20 protein-coding genes and 1 pseudogene are annotated in these 20,294 nt (G+C 47.0%); 6 read left to right on the plus strand and 15 right to left on the minus strand.

Annotated features, from left to right (window positions below; translation table 11 throughout):
- Positions 1–92 precede the first annotated feature (92 nt).
- Genes MHI45_RS05530 through MHI45_RS05540 form a run of 3 tightly spaced genes read left to right on the plus strand, consistent with a single transcriptional unit; the run spans position 93 to position 4,921 of the window.
- On the plus strand, positions 93–1,205 hold the full coding sequence (locus tag MHI45_RS05530) for an ArsR/SmtB family transcription factor (protein ID WP_076112430.1): 1,113 nt from the start codon (positions 93–95) through the stop codon (positions 1,203–1,205).
- A gap of 51 nt (positions 1,206–1,256) precedes the next feature.
- On the plus strand, positions 1,257–3,095 hold the full coding sequence (locus MHI45_RS05535) for an ABC transporter ATP-binding protein (protein WP_076112429.1): 1,839 nt from the start codon (positions 1,257–1,259) through the stop codon (positions 3,093–3,095).
- The gene (locus MHI45_RS05540; protein ID WP_076112428.1) at positions 3,092–4,921 is read left to right on the plus strand and encodes an ABC transporter ATP-binding protein; all 1,830 of its coding nucleotides are present in this window, start codon (positions 3,092–3,094) and stop codon (positions 4,919–4,921) included. Before MHI45_RS05535 ends, MHI45_RS05540 begins: the two co-directional genes overlap by 4 nt.
- A 162-nt stretch (positions 4,922–5,083) precedes the next feature.
- On the opposite strand, the gene MHI45_RS05545 is transcribed toward MHI45_RS05540, so the two are convergent.
- Positions 5,084–5,542, minus strand: a complete 459-nt coding sequence (locus MHI45_RS05545) for an Lrp/AsnC family transcriptional regulator (RefSeq protein WP_076112427.1) — start codon at positions 5,540–5,542, stop codon at positions 5,084–5,086.
- Between the two features lie 171 nt (positions 5,543–5,713).
- Between MHI45_RS05545 and MHI45_RS05550 the strand changes: the two genes are divergently transcribed.
- Together MHI45_RS05550 and MHI45_RS05555 are read left to right on the plus strand one after the other, a co-directional pair.
- Complete coding sequence (locus tag MHI45_RS05550) at positions 5,714–6,889, plus strand: serine hydrolase domain-containing protein (protein WP_076112426.1); 1,176 nt, start codon at positions 5,714–5,716, stop codon at positions 6,887–6,889.
- A 124-nt stretch (positions 6,890–7,013) separates the two neighbouring features.
- Positions 7,014–8,207 carry an MFS transporter gene (locus MHI45_RS05555; RefSeq protein WP_076112425.1) on the plus strand — a complete coding sequence of 398 codons (1,194 nt, stop codon included), beginning with the start codon at positions 7,014–7,016 and terminating at the stop codon, positions 8,205–8,207.
- Between the two features lie 123 nt (positions 8,208–8,330).
- Here MHI45_RS05555 and MHI45_RS05560 read toward each other — a convergent pair whose 3' ends face one another.
- The 4 genes and pseudogenes from MHI45_RS05560 to MHI45_RS05575 all read right to left on the minus strand — a co-directional run bounded on the left by MHI45_RS05560 (position 8,331) and on the right by MHI45_RS05575 (position 10,959).
- Entirely contained in the window at positions 8,331–9,206 is an 876-nt protein-coding gene (locus MHI45_RS05560; protein ID WP_076112424.1) for an AraC family transcriptional regulator, read from the minus strand.
- Between the two features lie 92 nt (positions 9,207–9,298).
- Positions 9,299–9,856, minus strand: a complete 558-nt coding sequence (locus MHI45_RS05565) for an HAD-IIIA family hydrolase (protein ID WP_076112423.1) — start codon at positions 9,854–9,856, stop codon at positions 9,299–9,301.
- A 22-nt stretch (positions 9,857–9,878) separates the two neighbouring features.
- Positions 9,879–10,058: pseudogene (locus tag MHI45_RS05570) on the minus strand (GNAT family N-acetyltransferase); the annotation flags it as partial.
- 121 nt (positions 10,059–10,179) lie between these two features.
- On the minus strand, positions 10,180–10,959 hold the full coding sequence (locus tag MHI45_RS05575) for a hypothetical protein (RefSeq protein WP_179091797.1): 780 nt from the start codon (positions 10,957–10,959) through the stop codon (positions 10,180–10,182).
- 160 nt (positions 10,960–11,119) lie between these two features.
- Between MHI45_RS05575 and MHI45_RS05580 the strand changes: the two genes are divergently transcribed.
- Positions 11,120–12,277, plus strand: a complete 1,158-nt coding sequence (locus tag MHI45_RS05580) for an acyltransferase family protein (protein WP_076112422.1) — start codon at positions 11,120–11,122, stop codon at positions 12,275–12,277.
- Between the two features lie 136 nt (positions 12,278–12,413).
- Here MHI45_RS05580 and MHI45_RS05585 read toward each other — a convergent pair whose 3' ends face one another.
- The 10 genes from MHI45_RS05585 to MHI45_RS05625 form a co-directional block, all read right to left on the minus strand.
- Positions 12,414–12,848, minus strand: coding sequence for a MarR family winged helix-turn-helix transcriptional regulator (locus MHI45_RS05585; protein WP_038594072.1), 435 nt, complete (start codon positions 12,846–12,848; stop codon positions 12,414–12,416).
- Positions 12,849–12,853: 5 nt separating this feature from the next.
- Complete coding sequence (locus tag MHI45_RS05590) at positions 12,854–13,813, minus strand: zinc-binding dehydrogenase (RefSeq protein ID WP_256718180.1); 960 nt, start codon at positions 13,811–13,813, stop codon at positions 12,854–12,856.
- A 282-nt stretch (positions 13,814–14,095) separates the two neighbouring features.
- On the minus strand, positions 14,096–14,974 hold the full coding sequence (locus MHI45_RS05595) for a hypothetical protein (RefSeq protein WP_076112421.1): 879 nt from the start codon (positions 14,972–14,974) through the stop codon (positions 14,096–14,098).
- 29 nt (positions 14,975–15,003) lie between these two features.
- Positions 15,004–15,492, minus strand: coding sequence for a hypothetical protein (locus MHI45_RS05600; RefSeq protein WP_341118918.1), 489 nt, complete (start codon positions 15,490–15,492; stop codon positions 15,004–15,006).
- Positions 15,493–15,499: 7 nt separating this feature from the next.
- On the minus strand, positions 15,500–15,949 hold the full coding sequence (locus MHI45_RS05605; protein ID WP_076112419.1) for a DUF5412 family protein: 450 nt from the start codon (positions 15,947–15,949) through the stop codon (positions 15,500–15,502).
- 178 nt (positions 15,950–16,127) lie between these two features.
- Positions 16,128–17,081, minus strand: a complete 954-nt coding sequence (locus tag MHI45_RS05610; protein ID WP_368665127.1) for an IS3 family transposase — start codon at positions 17,079–17,081, stop codon at positions 16,128–16,130.
- Positions 16,964–17,305: a transposase gene (locus MHI45_RS35100; protein ID WP_076112417.1), complete on the minus strand. Its 342-nt coding sequence runs from the start codon at positions 17,303–17,305 to the stop codon at positions 16,964–16,966. The genes MHI45_RS05610 and MHI45_RS35100 overlap by 118 nt, the downstream gene beginning before the upstream one ends.
- 191 nt (positions 17,306–17,496) lie before the next feature.
- Complete coding sequence (locus tag MHI45_RS05615; protein ID WP_038594079.1) at positions 17,497–18,048, minus strand: hypothetical protein; 552 nt, start codon at positions 18,046–18,048, stop codon at positions 17,497–17,499.
- A gap of 877 nt (positions 18,049–18,925) precedes the next feature.
- Positions 18,926–19,288: a hypothetical protein gene (locus MHI45_RS05620; protein ID WP_076112416.1), complete on the minus strand. Its 363-nt coding sequence runs from the start codon at positions 19,286–19,288 to the stop codon at positions 18,926–18,928.
- 233 nt (positions 19,289–19,521) lie between these two features.
- Complete coding sequence (locus tag MHI45_RS05625; RefSeq protein WP_439823179.1) at positions 19,522–20,289, minus strand: ABC transporter ATP-binding protein; 768 nt, start codon at positions 20,287–20,289, stop codon at positions 19,522–19,524.
- Between the last annotated feature and the right edge of the window lie 5 nt (positions 20,290–20,294).

A 20,294-nucleotide genomic window follows, 5' to 3' on the forward strand; every position in this document is an offset into this window, starting at 1 on the left:
GACTATGGGTTATTTTAACATTAAGTAATCATTAAATATTAACCAACTATCCATAACATTTAAATTATTCAAACTTGAAATTGGAGGACAGTATGGAAATTGCGATGAAGGATATGTTACTGAAAAATATCAATTTTGCTTACAATGAGGCCATCGAATTGATAGTGTCCATGGGAATGATCGCTTGTGAGGGAGAGCTGACCTTCATGGCAGAGGATTTAAAGATTCAGATGGACCCACTCGTAGCAGCCTACTATGAGGACGCACGGGTCCGTTTGTCACCTCATTCCTACCGGGAGCTTCAGTTTTTTTTTAACTATAACTTTTTCCATAAGGCACTCGATTTTGCTTTCTACGAATCCATCTGCACTTGTCCTGATCCACAGACTGCAGAAGCATGGATTGAACGGCTGGAGCAGAGACCGGCAGAACAAGTGGTAGCCGAAATGGTGTATGGCGTGTATTCCGATAAATTGGAAGAGCTGCTGGAAGGCAATGACTGGGAGGAAGTCAAGAAGGATGTTCCTTTGATGTCTGAGCTTGTGGCAAGAACGAAACCTCAGCCTGAGGTGGCCGGGGCGCAAGGACCGCTGCTTGAATGTCTTGCTTTCCCGGAAGAAACGAAACTGCGGTATATGCAGCTGCTCCGTCAATTCTACAAGGATGTCTTTACCTATTGGAAAGAGCGGTTACAAATGGAGTCCGAACAAGCCACTCTACATTACGAAGCGCTTTTCCTGGCCGATCCCGTCCGCTTCATTAGGGATATTAACAAGAATGAGCCTGCGCTGTATGATGAACCGACGACTTTTCATATCAGCTTCTTTTCGCAGGTGGGCAATCATTTCCTTAATTTCTGGACGGAGGCTGGAAGAATCGGGTGGGTGATATTCGGTGTACTCAACGACCGCGTATACGGACCTGCTGCTGACCGGGAGAAGACAGAACTTTTCTTAAAAGCATTCTCGGATAAAAGACGCCTCGACTTCCTGCTGCTGTTAAAAAAACGCCCGCATTACGGGCAGGAAATCGCCGCAGCCCTTGGCATTACACCGGCAGCTGTGAATTACCATTCCAACTTCTTATTCTTTCTGGACCTTCTGGAAATTAAAAGAGAGGATCACCGCTTATATTACCATCTGCGCATAGATAGATTACGGGAATTGCTGGCCTTAACCGCAAAAGTCATGCTGGATGAAGATTAGACTGGCTTAACAGGAGTACAGGAAAATTTGAGAATAAGGGGAGTGTCCCTCGTGAGTGAATCAAGCCATGCAGCAGCCGGCAACAAGGAATCCGCTGCTGTTTCCAGCACAACTTTCCGTTTATTTAAACTTGGCAGGCCTTATTTAGGCTGGTACATTCTATTATGCGCCCTGGCAGCTGTCATCTCTCTTACAACGGTTGGTGTAGCCGAAGCTTTACGGCGAATTATTAATTCGGCTACAAATCACAATATGTCGGGCCTGACTTCCGCTACCCTGTTTGCCGTTGCCATTATGTTCGTCGATGCCGCAGCCAACTTTCTAAAAAGCTATTTGTCAGGTGTACTTGAGGTCAAGTCGACCTCCCGGCTTCAGGTATCACTTCTGGGCAGACTGCTGAACGTGCAAATGAAAGAGCTGGATCGTTATCATTCTGCAGATCTGATCAGCCGGATTAATGATTCCGCCTCTGCGGCCCAGCATGGAATCAACCAGAAAACCATTGACCTGTTCAGCAATCTGCTGCAGATTGCTTTCCTTCTCACATATCTGTTATCTCTTCAATTTGCGTTAACCTTGGGAACAATCATCATTTGTTCCCTGGTTCCACTCGTCATGCTTCCCTTCACTTCCCGGCTGCGCTCCATGCATGAGCAAAGACAGAAGATCGAAACCGCGCAGCAAATGTTTATTCAGGATACAGTCCAGGGTGCCGAAGTCGTGCGTGCCTTCTCTCTTGCCCCCAGGCTGCACCAACAATTTGCCGCCCGGGTAAAACAATATTTTACTATTCATATACCGCTCACCCGTTTAGAAGCTGTTGGCTATAATATGCCACTGGTCGTTATCCTTGGCGGACTGCTCTACGTCCTCTCTTTTGGCGGATATCTGGTCATCGGGGGGCGTCTGGATGTGGGAGCCGTGGCGGCCTTTCTGATCTGTTTTGAGCAGATTTCAAATCCGGTCTCGAAGCTGGCCAACCTGTGGACGGAATTGCAGATGTCTTTAGCGCAAGGCAAACGGATGTTTGAAGTGCTGGATTTACCGGAGGAAGAGGCAAATTACGAAGCTGCAGCTTTAAATTCCCGGATTGAGATAACTGAAGAGCCCGATCCGGAAATGATCAGCCGATCCGATATTTCTTTTAACAACGTAAGTTTCCACTATGATGCCGCTCCAGTATTAAACAATGTGCAGCTTACCATACGACCCGGCAAGGTGACTGCATTAGCAGGTCCCAGTGGCAGCGGAAAAAGCACCCTGCTCCATTTGCTGCTCGCAGCCTATGAACCGGACGAAGGGGTTATTCGCTGTGGCGTTCACCCCTTAAGCAGAATCCCGCTCCGGCTCTGGCGTGAGCGAATTGCCTACGTGTCCCAGGAGCCTTATCTGTTCTCCGGCACTTTCCATGAGAATATAGCCTGGGGAAGATCGGGTGCCACAACGGAAGAGGTCATCCAAGCAGCCCAAAGAGCCGGCATCCATGAAGTCATTATGAGAACGCCCTTACAATATGAGACTACTATTGGGGAACGGGGGTTAACATTATCGGGCGGTGAACGGCAGCGTCTCTCCATTGCCCGGGCGTTTGTCCGCGAGCCCAAACTTCTGCTGCTCGATGAACCTACGGCCGCACTGGACAGCCACAATGAGGAGCTGATCCAGCAAGCCCTCAGGGAACTCATGCATGACCGGACAACAGTCGTTATTGCCCATAGATTGTCCACTATCCGAGACGCCGATCAGATTTATTTCATGGAAGCAGGATCTGTAGCAGAAACAGGCACACATCAGGAGTTAATGGCACTAGAAGGCAAGTACTTCAAAATGGTTGAGACTTCGATGAAGCAGAATCACGATTTGCTTGAGGTCAGGGAGGGTCTGGAATGAATGCAAAAGCGTCCGCAAAACTCAAGCTTGGATATGTACTGCGCAGGTTGATGACCTTCTCAACCCCCTACCGTATCGGGTTAATGGCGGCTGTATTACTGCTCTCGGCAAGGCTGGTCTTGGACATCGGCTTTGCAGCCATCCAGCAGGTGTTTATTGATACCATCAACAGCTCTAATATGCATTCCCTTACACGCATTACCGTTATTTGCGCCATCGTCTGTTTTATCATTATTATCTGCCTCATGCTGCAGCATTACTTCCGCTTTATTACAGAGAGCCAAATGGCTTGGGCGATTCGCGCCAAGCTGTTCGACAAGACCCACCGGCTTCCCTTCCGTGAAGTCCAGTCCATGCATTCAGGAGATTTGGTCTCGCGCAATAACCGGGATGCAGGTGCGGCCATTGGCATGATTAACGGCATCGTCTATGATTTGGGCTATAATCTGCTTTTATGTCTCGTTTCTTTTCTGTACCTGGCGAAAATGGATGTCTGGATCGCGCTGCTTGCGCTCGGTTCGGGACCAGTTGTGTTTCTTTCCGGACGCTTCTTTGACCGCAGACTCCGCAAACTGTTCACGGAGATCCATCAGAAGGAAGCTGAGCTGCGGGGTATTCTGCAGGAAACGCTGCAAGGAATGAAAGTGGTCCGGGCCTTTTCCCTGGAGGACAATCTCTTGAACCGGTATGCAGCCGGACGTGAGCAGTTGAACCGGCTGCAGCGCCAAAGAGCACTGCTGAACACGCTGCTCTGGCAGTCCTCTGCCTTTATCAACAATATCGTAATGGTGGCCTGCGCTGCGCTGATCGCAGTCTCTGCCGTAAGAGGCGGAACAACAGCCGGTGAAGTACTCGCCTTCATCATTCTGATGGGACGGGTACAGTGGCCTTTTGTCCACATGTCCCAGACCTGGGGTGGTGTTCAAGAAGCGTTAGGAGCAGCTGACCGCGTATTCGCTGTACTGGATGCAGATGAGGAAGGAGCACCACATTCTTCTCCGGCTTCATCCCCTCCTCCCTCCGCTTCGGAGAAGTCGGCTGCATTAAGCCTGCAAGAGGTCAGCTATAGCTATTCCGGCCGAATAGAAACGGAGCCGCCGCTGTTTGAAGGCTTCAGCCTGCAAATTCAGCATGGAGAAACGGTCGCTGTTGTAGGTCCAAGCGGTTCCGGCAAAACGACGCTTGCCCGCTTATGCTGTGGATTGTATGCACCCGATGCCGGCAGCATCTCGGTTTATGGAAGACCGGTTCAGGAGCAGCTGGAAGAAGTCCGGGCACAGGTTACTTATGTACCGCAATCCCCTTATTTGTTCTCTGGTACGATTAGAGACAACATAGCCTTCAGCTCAAATTCAGCCAGTGAACAAGAAATTCACGAAGCCGCCCGGCTTGCGGGCGCAACGGAGTTTATCGCGAAGCTTCCGGGCGGATATGATACGGTCATCGGTGAACACGGATCGAGTCTTTCCGGCGGACAACGGCAGCGAATCGCTATAGCCCGGGCCTTTCTTCGTGATGCACCGCTGCTTCTGCTGGACGAAGCCACTTCTGCTCTGGATAACGAATCCGAGCGGTTGGTGCAGGAAGCGTTGGATCACTTGATGAACAACAGGACAACACTGGTAATTGCGCACAGGCTTTCAACCGTACGGAACGCATCCAGAATTGTTGTACTGGATCAGGGGGTAATTGCCGAGGAAGGCACACATGATGTTTTGCTCGCCCAAAACGGGCTTTATGCACAGTTATATAACCTCCAGTTTAAAGCAGCAGAGGCAGAAGCAGCCCTATTTGAAGAATCACATGCAGCTATACTGCCTGCTTAGTAATATATTCTAAATTTTAATATTTTCAAAACATCCCGATCGGGGTTGAAAAGCTCCCTTTCTGGATAGAACGGATCAGCTCCGCCTGATAGACTGTACATAATGCCCACGGCTAAATATCCAAGTGGGCATTTGTGTTCATGAACATCAGGCGGGGGCTGATTAACTCAGCATATTTATTGGTGCTTCTCCCAGCGAAGGGATGAGGAATTTATGATCGATAGGAGATGACATCACGATTAGAATCGTGTAGGTCCCGTATTTATCACATTGATTTCCGAATTCTTCAAGCGCTCGCGTAGAATCGCTAATCACTTTCAATAAATAGTTGTGTTCCCCGCTTATCCGGTAACATTCAACGACATCGGGAGCCGCCCGGCAGAAATCAAGGAATGCGTTACAATCTCTAGAATGAAACAATATATAGGCGGCAGCCTGCTTGCCAATCTTTTCAGGGGAAATGATAGTGCGATATTCACTGATGATCCCCTTCTCCTCCATGCGTTTAACCCTCTCTGTAACTGCAGGTTGTGATAAGCCGACGTTTTTCCCCAGTTCTGTCATAGAAATTCTCGCTTGGCTCTGCAGGTGGAACAGGATTTGCTTATCGACATGATCCATTATAGTCAGCTCCTTTAAAATTCAGGTCAATTGGATAAAACAAATATAATTTAATCGTTATTCAGCCGAGTTACCTTTGTTACGTTATGTAACCAAGGTAACTTATTTTATATAATAAGCCTACAATAGTAAAGTGTCCAAGACTTTAACTATTCCGAGAGGATGGAGCCCATGTGTACATTATATTCAAACCCAAGTGATCCGCAATGTTTGTCGGGCCGCATCGATGAAGTAATGGATCGGACGCTTGCCGACAAGAGGCTGGTCGGTGCCGTCATTAAAGTAGCAATAGACGGAACAATGGTTTACAGCCGCGCTGCCGGTTATGCTGACCGCGGTCTGAACCGGCTTATGAGAGAAGATGCTTTATTCCGGCTCGCCTCGGTCACCAAACCTATTGTTTCCACGGCTGCCTTAGTACTGGTTGCACAAGGGCGCCTGCAGTTGGACGACCGTGTTGACCGTTGGCTTCCGGAGTTCCGCCCACGCTTGCAGAACGGCGAACTTGCGCAATTGACGGTCCGCCATCTAATGACGCATACAGCCGGTCTGTCTTACCGGTTCTTCCAGGAAGAGAATAGTTCCTATCAGCGGGCAGGGATTTCGGACGGCATGGATCAGTCCGGAATCACACTGGAAGAAAATATGCGCCGCCTCGCCTCTGTGCCGCTTCTCTACACGCCAGGCACAGAGTGGAGATATTCCATAGCAACAGATGTACTGGGTGCAATCATAGCCAAGGTCACAGAAACAACGCTCGGCGAAGCCATAGATTCACTGGTAACCAAACCGCTCGGCATGAGTGACACCGGGTTCATTGCAGCTGATCCAGAACGGCTGGCCACCCCCTATGCCAACGACTACCCGGAGCCGCGGCCATTACTTGATCCGGACAAGATTGCCTTTGTGGACGGTACAGCAGGCTTCCTGCTTGCTCCAGGCCGGGCACTTGATGCCGCCGCCTATCCCTCCGGTGGAGCCGGCATGGTTGGCAGTGCCGGGGACTTTTTGCACCTGCTGGAAACATTGCGCCAGGGCGGCGCCCCTTTGCTGCCGGAACCTCTGGTTCACGAAATGACTACCAATCAGATCGGTGACCTGCCTATGCCCTTTTGGCCAGGACGGGGATTCGGTCTTGGCATTACAGTGCTGAAAGACCCTGCCGCCGCAAACACTCCTGAATCACCGGGAACATGGCGGATGGGCGGCACTTATGGCCATTCATGGTTCGTCGATCCTAAGCAGCGGCTAAGCGTTGTGGCATTTACAAATACCTTACTGGAAGGCATGTCCGGCCAGTTTACGGTTGACCTTTGTGAAGCGATTTATGCCAGCATCAGATCATAGAGAATGAGTACAGGGGAGCCTTGGCCGGTACGTACCGGTCAAGGCTCTCTGTGACTGAGGAGTCGTGACTCGGCTGGCCGTAAAATCTAAACATAAATTAAAAATGTAAAGAGGTGCTACTCAAATGAGCCAAAATACAACTTCTTCCGCACAGAATGACTCCGGCACTTCTGAGCGGCTCCCATGGGCTGGCTTGCTCGCCCTCGCGATGACAGGGTTTATCTGTATTCTCACCGAAACGGTTCCAGCCGGCTTGCTGCTGCAAATTGGTGATGGGCTTGGTGTCTCTGAAGCTCTAGCCGGTCAGCTTGTTACTTTGTACGCCCTCGGTTCATTGTTGGCCGCCATTCCCTTAACCGCCGCAACACGCGGATGGCGGCGGAGGCCCCTGCTGCTGCTATGCATTATTGGGTTTCTCGTATTCAACACCATCACTGCCTTTTCTTCTAATTATATATTGACGCTGGCTGCCCGTTTTTTTGCCGGCATATCTGCCGGTGTCCTGTGGGGAATGATCGCAGGTTATGCCCGCCGCATGGTACCGGAATCGCTAAAGGGGCGGGCCATGGCGGTGGCGATGGTCGGCACGCCTCTGGCCATCGGTGTCCCTGCCGGAACATTTCTTGGCGCCTTTGTCGGCTGGCGCGCTGTGTTTGGAATCATGTCACTGCTCGCGCTGCTGCTGGTCTTCTGGGTGCTTTGGAAGCTGCCGGACTACCCGGGCACAAGTGCCGATAAGCAGCTGCCGCTTTATAAGGTCTTTGTTATTCCCGGAGTACGGCCGGTCCTGGCCGTTGTTCTAGCTTGGGTACTGGCCCATAACATCCTTTATACCTATATTGCGCCATTTCTTGCGCAGGCCGGGCTTACCCGGCGTATTGACCTGGTGCTGCTTATTTTCGGTATTACTTCACTGGCAGGCATCGCAATTACCGGAATTCTGATCGACCGTAAATTGCGTCCATTGGTTCTGATCAGCCTCGCAGCATTTACTTTGGCCGCCGTTGCACTTGGCATAAGCAACCATCCCGTCGTAATCTATCCTGTGGTTGCTGCATGGGGATTGACGTTCGGAGGTGCTGCAACAATGCTGCAGACAGCAATTGCCGAAGCTGCTGGGGAGAGTGCCGATGTAGCCCAGTCCATGCTGGTGACGGCATGGAATCTGGCTATCGGCAGCGGTGGTGTGCTGGGCGGGATTCTAATCGAAACGCTGGGTGTCGCCTCATTCCCCTGGGCATTGTTTATTCTATTGCTGCTTGCGCTGTTCACCGCTTGGCGAGCGAAGGAATACGGATTTCCGGTGAAGCGGCCTTGAGGGGATTGTACATGTGAGAGCCGTTGAGCCAGACCAAACAAATACACCGTCAGCAATCTGACGGTGTATTTGTTTTCTCCTAATTTTTCTTGAACAAGTTTGCTCCCCTAAGCTGTACCCTTTCTACACCCTTTTCGCAACCGGAATCCAAATTTCGCTTTTGTAAGTCGGGGACGTTACATCTTTGCTCTCATTCCATAAGATTTCCGGCCCTTCGGTCTGCTCATAGTTGGAAGAAGGGAACCACTCGGAATAGATCCGTCCCCAAACATTTTGCAGGGTAGCCGGAAAAGGTCCGATGGACTCGAATACTGCCCAAGACATTGCCGGAACCTCCAGCAGCGTGAAGGTCTCGGGACATCCCAGCGTGGTAGCCACTCCGATATAATGATCCAGTTCCCCCTTTTCTTCCATCCGCCCCTCGGAAAAGTTTGTGGACGCGCTTATCAATCCCAGGGGTGCGACATTCGAAAGCTCTTTGAGCTTGGAGAGGGTTGGCAGATCCAGGCTTTGCCACATTGCGGAAATCTCCGGATTCACCCCCTCAAAAATAATAGGGACTCTCTTCTTAATCCCGACGATATGGAATGCTTCCTTCTCCTCAATCCGGTAATTCATTTCATTTCCTCCTCTGATAATGAGCTGAAAAGTCATTCGAGGAAAGGACTTCAGTGAAGGTCCTGCAGTTCTTGCTTCTGAGGGCAAAACACCGTGAAACTGCTGGAATGCCTTGGTGAAGGCGTCCGGTGAACTGTATCCATAATTCAGCGCAATGTCGATAATTTTGAGCTGGCTGCTCTGCAGATCGAAGGCCGCGAGTGTCAGCCGTCTACGCCGTACATATTCCGAAAGCGGGAGGCCGGCGAGAAAAGAGAACATCCGCTTGAAATGATATTCCGAGCACAATGCGCGTTTTGCCGCTTCCCGGTAATCAATCTCCCCAGTCAGATGTTCTTCGATATAAGCCAATGCATGATTCATGTTCTCCAGCAGGTTCATCTTCGCTCCTCCTCTCCTCACATCCAGAATAGCAATAATGGAGCACAGTCACCCGACAGTTCGTGCACTGTTAATGACGGGTCCTTAGAGATTTAGATCATTGGCTCTTCCACACCACGCACGTACTGCTCTATGTAAGTAACTGCATCAGCAAAATCTCCGGCAATATAATCCGGCACGGTATCCAGCCATTTATTTCTATACTCATTTAATGCCGCGTTTCCTGCACCAGTCATGACTAACACTTTCATACATCCGGCACGGTCTGCCGCCACCATATCCGTCCAACGGTCTCCAATCACTGCACATTTGCTTAGATCCAGATTGTTTTCTTGCGCTGCTCTAATCAGCATTCCAGGATTAGGCTTACGGCAATGACAGCCTTCATTATGCTGATGCGGACAAATGTATACACCGTCAAATCCAAACTCCAGCATTTCTATTCTAAAAGCTTCCTCAGTTGCCTCCCCTCTCGAGATTCCGGGTTGATTCGTAAAACCATAAAGTTTAAGCCCCATGAATTTCAGCGTGTTTAAAGCTCCGGGGGTAAACGGGAACAATTCAAAAAAACCCGGATACTGCACTTCGTCACTTCCGCCTAGGGTTCCATCCCGGTCAATAAATACAGCCTGCAATTTAGGTTCTCTCATGTTTGTTCGTTCCGCCTTCATACTATAATCTTTTCTCTAAAACAGCTTCATCATGCTTAACATAACCACAGCTTGCGTACGTGGCAATCGCCGGATCATTCGTTCTTCCTCTCAAAATCTTCACAGTGCCCACACCGCGCAAGCGGAGCTGAGCTTCCAGAAAGGCAAGCAGTGCTGCCGCCACGCCTTTCCTCCAGGCTGATTCCTGAACATGCCATTAAACTCATAATTTAGTCTGGATAATACATCTGCATCTTCTATTGTAGCCAGCCTGACTATTGGAATCACGTATGTTCACACCCTCAGCAAAAATATTTTGAAGCTTACATTCCCGCAGCCGCCTTAATTTGCTGCCTCTGCGTCATGATTAACTCCTTCAGCCGGTCTGTTCCAAACGCGCCTGCCGTGAAGGCATTCCCCTTGGGATAATAAACCATCCGGAAGGAGGTGCCATCTTGCAGATGCACCCGCAGGAACACTCCGTAATCATGTTTTGTTTGCTTATAAACTGCATCGAAACCAACATTTTTCAGAGGCAGCAATTCACGAATGAATTCTTCGGAGGCCTCTTTAGTGAAATCACCAAGCGGACTGCTATCCATACCGCTTTCCAGACTGACTTTGTCCACTTTCCCTGCAATATCCAGCAGGTCTCCGATAGTGGCTGCCTTTGGATTCTCTTCTACTTCATAAATTTTGTTATCCGCTACCACCCGAAAATCGGATCTGTAGCCTTCCAGCGCATAAATCACTGTACCCACAGGAAGGAATGCGGCATCCCCGTTTTTGGTGACATGATCCGTACAGGCATTATCACTCACTTTAAAAGACACTTCCCCTACCTTATCTCCGAGTTGATCCGCAGGTACCGGCTTGGTTGCATCATAATTATGAGAATACCTGATATCATTGATCATCAAGAAATCCACCCATTCAATCTCGGCATAGCAGGGTTCTGACGTCTGCTCCGGCACTGTTTCAGGTGCAGCAGTCCCGGCTATTGGCTCCACATTTGCCTTATTCGTTGTCCCACAACCGGCTGCGAGCAACATCAATATAAGCAGCATTGAAATCGGCCCGCCAATTTTCATCCATTTCATCATCGTTATTCACCTCTGTTACTATTGACGGGCTAGTGCACCTTGATGTTACAGCATTTACCAAAACTTTTTCATATCCCGATTTATTATTCGTTTTGAATAACTTTTTATATAAAAGTTCTCCTTTTGTGCTAAAATACAAATAAATAAAGGAGGGATGCTTATGAATAACCATAAAGCTAAAACTAATGGTCATTATGTTGAATTAGATTCGCTCAGAGGCATCGCTTCTGTTCTGGTGCTTATTACACACCTGATGATTGTCTTCCCCATGATTTACTCACCCAGTTCGCCACAGGATAACCTGACTCTCTTCGTGCTCAAATATTTGCCGTTTACAAGGGCTCTGTTTATCGGCGGTCCGGAAGCGGTCAAACTATTCTTCGTACTGAGCGGATTTGTTCTGGCTTTACCCTTTCTTAAAGGCGGTACAATCCGGTACTTGCCCTACTTGCTCAAGAGATTCCTCAGAATCTGCATCCCTTTCTATGTTGCCATATGTTTAGCGGTGCTTCTCAGCATAGTGATCCAAAGGAGCTCCATTCCTGAACTGAGTGAGTGGTATAATTCCATGAGCTGGACTACGCCGATCTCAGCCAGACTACTCTTGGGACATTTTTTCCTGATCGGCAATTTCAATGTGAATGCATTTAACAATGTAATTTGGTCGCTGGTTCATGAAATGCGCATATCCATTCTGTTCCCCTTGATGATGTATGGAGTGATCAGGTATTCATGGCAAAAAAACGTCGCAGCTTACCTATTGGCCGGTATCATCGGGTTTTATTTAGGCGGATATGGAGATACGGTTGGCTATATGCTGCTGTTTGTGGTCGGCGCATTGCTGGCGAAACACAGAGCTTTTTTCATCAAACAATATAAAAGAACCGGCTCACTCCCGAAAATCATTCTTTTCACCTTTGCCTATGCGTTGTATTCGCTGCATGCACCAGGGAGCAACCCCTTAATCACAGGTTTGGTTTCCTATATCAACATGCTCGGGTGCGGCTCATTAATAATCATTGCCTTATCCAGCGGGAGATTCTCAACAATCCTGAGAAATAAAGTCGTCAGCTATCTGGGGCGGATCTCGTACAGCCTGTATTTATATCATTTCATCATCCTGGTAGCTTCCATTAAATTATTGTACGGAATCATCCCTATTGGCTTCATCCTCTTGCTAACAGCCGCGGCCAGTATTTCCATCGCTGCATTGTCATATCAATTTATAGAAATCCCGTCTATTAAATGGGGTAAAACACTTACACGCAGCAGGGATACCGCCATTCAACAGCAATACGCACTTCCCCCATCACAATAAGGTTAGCCTATTCTAAAAGGTGCAAAGTGATTGATTCACTATGCCCTTTTTTTTGCTTGACAAAAAAAACACCTTGCTTGTTTGGTATCATGGAAGCGCGAACACCCATGCCAATAAGAAAGTGTCTGAACATTGATTAGTTGAATTTATTTAAGGAATCAATTAAGCGTCTTAAGTCGTCCAATAAACGCTGCTTTTCGTCTACGGTCCAGTCCGTCAAGGCTTCTTGTAAGATGCCATTTCGAGTGGAGTTAATTTGAGAAAAAATCTCCTTTCCGTGATTTGTTAATTCAGAAACACGAATTCTAGAATCATTCCTTGCCGGATACGTATGGACCAATCCGGCTATTTCCAATTTATCAATTTGACGGCTAACACTGGAGTAATTTTTGCCCATCATGGCAGCCAAATCGCCGACACTAGTTGACTGAAGACGCCCAATGCCGATGAAAACACGAAAAGCTGCTGCTTCCATATTAACGCCAGCATGGGCAATCATTTTCTTATGGCGGTCTGACTGATTAAGCATTGTAGTCAATTCAATCAGTGTACTAAAAAGTTTATCTTCCATGTTCCTTATTTTATCATTATAACGGGACGAGGTGTCAATGGTGCATTCCAAGCTATTTCGATATCTTCTAAAGAAAATGTTGTTGTAGCGATATGGATCTTTCCTTTTGAAGCAAGATCCAAAACACTTTGTGCTGATGACAGCATATTTAATTGTGAAACACTTCTGCCGCCACTGCCGACCAGTTCGATCGTAGATGCACGAAGTAATGAAGAGGGCATGTTGATGTATTCTTGCCCGGACGCAGTTCCTATACTAACAAATCGCGTTGGGCGGCTCCCACCAGCTTTTGCAGCAGCAGAGAGAATGGCGAAGGCACTGTCACCCCAGAGATAATCTAGTACAACATCTACACCAGCCGCAAAAGCTGGCTCCAGGGCTTTCTCAAAAGCTTGCTTACCGTTGTCAGTATTCATGTCAAATGCAACGAATTCATTTGCTCCTAAGGACTGTAACTTTGAGTGGTTTCGTCCGGTTGCAATAATTTTTTTTGCGCCTAAATATTTAGCAATTTGAATGGCCAAACTACCGGATTCACTAGTCGCACCGTTAATCAGAACCGTTTGACCAGATTGGAATTGTGCTCGATAGACCAAAGCAGCCCACGAAGACATAGCCGGGTTTGTGATTGCAGCGGCGGTTACTTCATCAATCTCTTTGGGTAAATGTATAATCATATTTTTTTCTACAATGGTTTGTTCAGCTAAACTCCCATAGGGTGCGGCAGGGAGCGCAAAGTAAACACGAGATCCGTCTGCCAATGTGCCGACACCATCTGCACCAGCTACAATTGGAAAGTTTGTTTCTGATGAATAGTGCATGCCTAACGAACGGAACTTGCTAAGTTTACTTAAAGCAGCGGTCGAAACGTTAACAATAACTTTATCAGCGGATTCAACTGGTGCAGGAAATTGACCTAATACGGGAGGGATTCCCGCTTGCTTAACAATTGCGGCTTTAATCATTCGCATTCTTCCCTTCAATTAATTTATGTGCGTTTTGCACATAAATACCATAACATAAATGAGTGCAAAATGCACATATTTTCGAAGCCGAGTTTATATATCCCACTCAAAAACCCGAACAATTTCTCGCCAATGTCGCGATAATTGCCCGGGTTTTTCTGTATACCCTTTATTCCTGCCATGATTTTCCGTGTATGGGAGTCTGTACACCGCTGGCACGATGCTGAAGCGTCAACAGAAGCTTCGTGTGCCGGTCCTTTGTCCGTACCGCCATTGCCCAGCTCAAAAAATCAGTGCCCTTAACTCATTATGATTTCTCTCTGGGATCTCATAGCCCTGTCCACTGTCTTCAGTATCTACCAGCAGACCCGTTAACCCCTCTTGTTCGCTATTCGAAATGTTTAGTACATACTTTTTTTGCGTGCCGTCAAGGTAAGAAATATGCATTAGAAAATATGTAACATAATTCAGTTCACCATTCATTTTCACTGCCTTGTTCAAGGCATTTGCAAAGACTTCAAGTTCATCTTCATCGGTGTAATTTTTTTCAGTAAATGGTCCAGACTTGTCCGTCCCTTCTTTGCATAAATCCGCACATTCCAGCCTGATACTCTTGATCCTGGTGTCCTTTATTCGGAGGCTTGTCAAGATCCCGATAAATTCCTGTTTGGTTTCCGCAGCTTTATCATTGTTGGAAAAATTCAATAGATATATAATTTCTTCTTTATGCGGGATCACCGCATAATAGGTATCATGAGTCCCTGTAAGCCCGGACGCTGCAGAACCGTTGTCGGCATCCAAAGTAAGTAATCTGCTTGTTCCCATGGGAATATCAAGCTCCTCCTCAGAAGTCAGCGAACTGTGATTGGGCATTACCATTTTATTAAAATCAAAGTTCTCTACAAATTCACTAGCCGATACTTCGCCCCTGGCCTCACCTTGCTCATCTTTAATTACATAAACCTTCGGATCGGACGTATCCAATCCCCAGTTTGCCGGCAAGTCCATATGGAGTGTGGACAAATCATAGGACTGTTGAACCGCAGGCGCGGCTGTGGAGGAACCCTGCTCTTCTAACGCTGTAGAGGGTGAGCTGGAGCATCCGCCAAGTGTGACTACTGACAAGATCAATACCATCATTATTTTTTTGGACACAAGCACTACCTATTCAACCTCCCCATTCACGTAAATTAATGTCCCCGAATATCAAACGAGGCCTCATATCCTCCATCGTACAAAATGATAAAGTAATAACCGGAGTAATCTGCGATGTCTTTTAATGTATCAAAGGTCATAGAGCCGTGTTCCAAATGTACCGAATCCACAGAAGCTCCTGTAACAGGCAGTACTTCAGTGATGACCGGGTATTCTCCGCTCCGCTTGGCATTTTTGAAGGTTTCCTTGGTGTAATAGCTTGTCAGCTCGTCAACAGATAATGAAGAATCCACTAGAATTGCAGCCAAAAAGTCCAACCCGTTGCCGTTTCCATTCAGTTTGCCAAGTATAGACTCCTTTTCTACAATCGTGGTTTCAGGCGGGAGCTGATGTTTGCTGAATTGTTTCTCGAACTTGGACAAGTTCACATTGTTAACCAATGGAATGATCAGGAACAGGGAAACGAATAACACTATAATAACCAAAGGAGTGACCAGTAGGGTTAATCCTATCTTCTTCAACATAACGGGTCTACTCCTTCACGTCTTGATAGCAGGTTTCATATTGGTCCTTAAGCAGGAGGCTTCGGCAAGCAGATCCTGACTCCTCATAGATCTCGGTATTCACCTTCAGTTCAATATTCCGATATTCTTTATATTCTGGACTTTCATTTGTGATCGAGAGGATATCCGAAGCTTGCCAGTCCATTGAAAATTTGTCTTTGTGCTCGCTGGAATATATGATTTTCTTCACGCCTGTCTTGGTTTGCTCGACTTCGACAAGATACATTACACCGCCTGCAGCACCACCATATGGGATATAATACGCGCGTGCATTATACTCACCTTCAGGTGACTCAATGGGACCACTAAATAGGGTGGCTTTCCCAAGAACCTTAAATTGATAGAAATATCTTCTATAGCCCACTAAACCTAAAATGATTATTAGTAGCAGAATTAATACAATCGTTCTTTTTTTCACACTAAACCTCCTATGTGTAAGGATCGCAGTCCATCCATATTGTACCATATAGGGTTTATCAGAATTGACTGGATTGTCACAAGTGGAAACGGAAGGATAATTTATAGTGTGAAGCATATAAATTCTATATTTTAAAAAAACTGGTCATACCCCTGTCAAGAAGACAGATGAAAAAAAGCTAAGCAGCCAGCGCGTGCCGATACTCGATCGGCGCGCGCTGTTTGAGTTTCGCCTGGAAACGTTGGTAATTATAAAAGTAGATATACTCCTCGACGGCTTGATGAATCTCTGCTTCTGACTTAAACTGGTGAAGGTACAACTTTTCTGTCTTCAGATGCGAAAAGAAGGATTCGATGCAGGCGTTATCCAGGCAGGTTGCTTTGCGAGAGTGGCTGCCCTTGACGCTGAATGCCTCTAATCGTGTGTTGTACGCCTGAGACGTGTATTGGAAGCCTTGGTCCGAATGGAGTACGGCTTCAGACACGTCTCTTTTTCGTGTCCACTGTTCAACTGTATCCAGGACGAGTTTTACGTCGTTTCGCTCTGAGATCTGCCAGGCCACATTTTCATTGTTAAACAGGTCCTGAATGGCGGACAGATAATAAAAGCGCGTGCCGTCTGAGATATACGTAATGTCGGTTACCAGCTTCTGTTGAGGAGCTGTCGCATGAAACTGGCGCTTTAATCGGTTAGGATAGACCACGGAAGGAGCATAGCTCGAGCGATTCCTTTTCTTTCGAATGACCGACTGGATCGACAGTTCTTTCATGAGCCGCCACACCTTCTTGTGGTTGACGAGATAGCCGGCCTCCCACAGGGCTGTTCGCATTCGAGGATATCCAAAATAGGGATGGGCTAAGTGAACGGCCACCATATGCTCTTTAATTGCGTGCTCCTGCGCATGGGCTTCAATCCGCTGAGCCTGTGTACCTCGCCACTTGTAGTAGTTTGCTCGAGATACACCTGCAATAGCTAATAGGCGGGTAACGCCATGCTGGTCACGTAGCTCTTCGATTACGGCGTATTTGTCTTGTAGCCCGAACTTCGCTCCGTTAACAGATTTGGATACCGCTTTTTTAAGTAATCCACCTGTGCCTTCAAGTAATCTCGTTCTTCTTCGATACTGGCAAATGTAGTACGAGGACGTCCTTTCAAAGGATTTGTTGTACCCTTACGTGTATCAAATGGCTCTCCAATCCGATATTTCTTTACCCATACTTTAAGCTGGGTACAATTCGCAATCCCCAACCTTTCTGCGACTACCTTGTAGCTCTCTACTCCTTTAAGATAGGTTTGAATAGCCTCTACCTTGAATTCCTCTGAGTACGATTGAAATACTTGTCCCTTTTTCGCCATACAAAAACCCCCTCCAAGTTCACTCATTTCCTCATGTTAACACAGGAGGTTTTTTACGAGTGTCTACTTGAAGGGGATAATACCATTTCCTCATGTTAACACAGGAGGTTTTTTACGAGTGTCTACTTGAAGGGGATAATACCAATCGTGGCACTGTCTGCAGGTTTTTCGAAAAAGTATGATTGCAGTAATTACTTAACTTCTGTTGCTCCAGTTACTTTACCATCCACTGCTGCGGATGCTTTCACATCTTCGCTGGCAAAGTAGAGATTACCATCAATTGTAGAGGATTCGTGCAGGTTAAAACCTTTTGCTTCTACATATACATCACCTTTGATGGTTCCGCCTTGTACTCTAAAGTTCTCACTTTGTACGGTAACCTTAGGTGCGGTAAGTGTGTAATTTGCAGTTACTTTGTGATCCGCATCTTGTGCATAAAGAGCAAGCTTGCGGTAAATTGCGTTCTCAGCAACACCTTTATCATGGAACTCACCGGCTACAACAACGTCTTGATCAACAGTCACATCATTCAGAATAGCAACAATCCAGGTTCCTTCTGCACTTACAGCCTTAGTAAATGCAGCCGCTTCATTAACAATAGAAGCTGCCGATGTAGCATCTGTCTGAGCTGCTGCTGGAGAAGCAGTTGCTGCCTCATTTGCCGCCTTTTCATTATTCGCACCACAACCCGACAACAATGCAACCGATACTCCTGCTACTAGCAAACTTTTAAATAGTTTCATCTCAAATCCCCCTAAATTCTTTTTATAAATTTATTATATATTAAAATTTTATAATAGTCACGTGAATCTTTTCACAATTCTGTGTCTTTTTCATATTTCGACAAGACATGACAGTCGTCCCCGATTTGCCGTAGGAACGCATAAATCCCCGCTTACCTTCAGCCTAAGGTAAACGGGGATTTATGTGTTCAATCCGTTCTTCAATTCAATCATTTCCTCCAGCAACAATCCATATCCCTGACATGGTGATTGTTATTCATATTTCGGTAGTCCCCGTGCGCTCCCTTTTGGAGTGTTGCTCCATGTCCTGCATATGGGATGAGTTCCCGCGTACTCGATGTCACGAAAAACGTTTTCACGGACGTTTTCCCTACTGTGAGCCATCGTGTTTAGTACGCATCGCTAACCTTTTTCAATGGAATCACGCTCCTTCTTCCGCAAGATGAATCCTGCTTGAATAGCTGTTCCTTGTTCATGGTTACCTCTGGATTCCCGCATACCCACGGTCTGCGAAAAGATGTCGTCACTTACACCTTCTCCAGCAGCAGCCGATTCCGGCATGCATCGCTAACGGTAGTACATCGGGGCCTCTCCTTTCCTACATTCATTTCTAAATTTAGGAATGAGTCCATCACCTGTAACCGCTTGCTGCTGTTCTTTGTGGTTACCATTTGGTGATGTCTATATCTTAACGCATTACACCTAAAAATTAAACCTTCATAATATTATGTATTCTGTCGCAATTCCTGGAAAACCCTGATCTCTTGCAATGAACCGCCCAGACCTAAGTATTCCTTTGAATTCTGGACTATTGTGCGTAAATACGCAAAAACCGCCTTGAGATTCCAAGACGGCTGGTGATCTGAAGCCGAAAATATTAATCCCTGATCAGAAATATGTATTCAAACAGCAAAATAAAAAAGGCGGTGAACATTCCTACCGAGTTAATCACCGTAAGTTCTGCCACATAAATCTCGCTTTGAAAATGAGAAAAGAAGGCGACAGTCCAAAGCACCGCAAAAAAAAGCGGGATCATTCCGGAAACAGCTCCAACGGCTGCCCGTCTGCCCCGGTAGATGAACAATATAATCTCCGAAACAGTGTAAACGATAAAAATAATGATCTCAGACAACTTAACCGAATTTGGAATGTGGAGCTTGAAAAGATGCATGAGAGCATACTGCAGAGCCAAAACAGTAAATAACCAGTTGTTAAACGAAATCTTCTTAAAGATCAGCATTAAATCGACTCCCTTAAACAGAGTAATCGGACTGCTGTCATATGGCACGGATGATCCTGGAGATGCAGGCCGATTCCATAATGATATCGCTTACATTATACTGGAAAATTTTATAAAATTCTGTGGATATCCTATGACATTTGATCTAAGTAAATAGTATCACCCTTTCGCCGGAGTTGCACAATGAATCCCGGCTGAGAGGGTGATGCAAATTTCATTCCTTAGCCTATCGCTCAGAACTCCAGGGTCCGCAGCCATGAGGACAACTTCTCTTCCCTCTGCTTAAGATCACCTTTTTCTTTATGATATTTGCCCAGCCAATGCTCCGAAGCCATTCGGCCATCCAGCATGTAGAGCACCCGCTCTGCACCAGCAGCGACCTTAGCATCATGGGTAACCAGAAGAATTGTTGTTCCCGAACGGTTAATCTCCCCCAGGATTTCCATGATCTCACCGGCAGCCTTGGAGTTCAGTGCTCCTGTAGGCTCATCGCCAAACAGAATATCCGGCTGATTGATTAGCGCCCTGCAGATCGCCACTCTCTGTGATTGTCCGCCGGACACCTCTGTTATTCCCCGGTCAGCCAATGCGGAAATGCCTGTCCTTTTCATAAGATCGGCAGCTCTTGCATTGATGGCTCTGCGGCTGGTCTTTTTGGCCCGGTAAGCGGACAGGATGATATTGTCGCGGATATTCAGATTTTTTAACAGATGCATCTGCTGAAAAATGAAGCCCATACTATGCAGGCGCAACGCCGCCAGTTCGGTTTCGGAAAGGGCGCTGATCTCCTGCCCCTTAAAAAGGACACTGCCCGCAGTCATTGTATCCATACCGCTTAATGTATACAACAATGTTGATTTGCCGGAGCCTGAAGGTCCCATCACTGCTGTGAACTCACCCTGTGGAATCTGCAGGTTGATCTCTTTTAATACAGGCTGCTGCGTTCCTTGCCCGTTTGAAAAGGTTTTGTTTAATCCCTTAGTTTCTAATATATGCATCAGTTGTC

The organism is Paenibacillus sp. FSL H3-0321 (assembly GCF_038002865.1).
Classification (GTDB): Bacteria; Bacillota; Bacilli; order Paenibacillales; family Paenibacillaceae; genus Paenibacillus_AQ.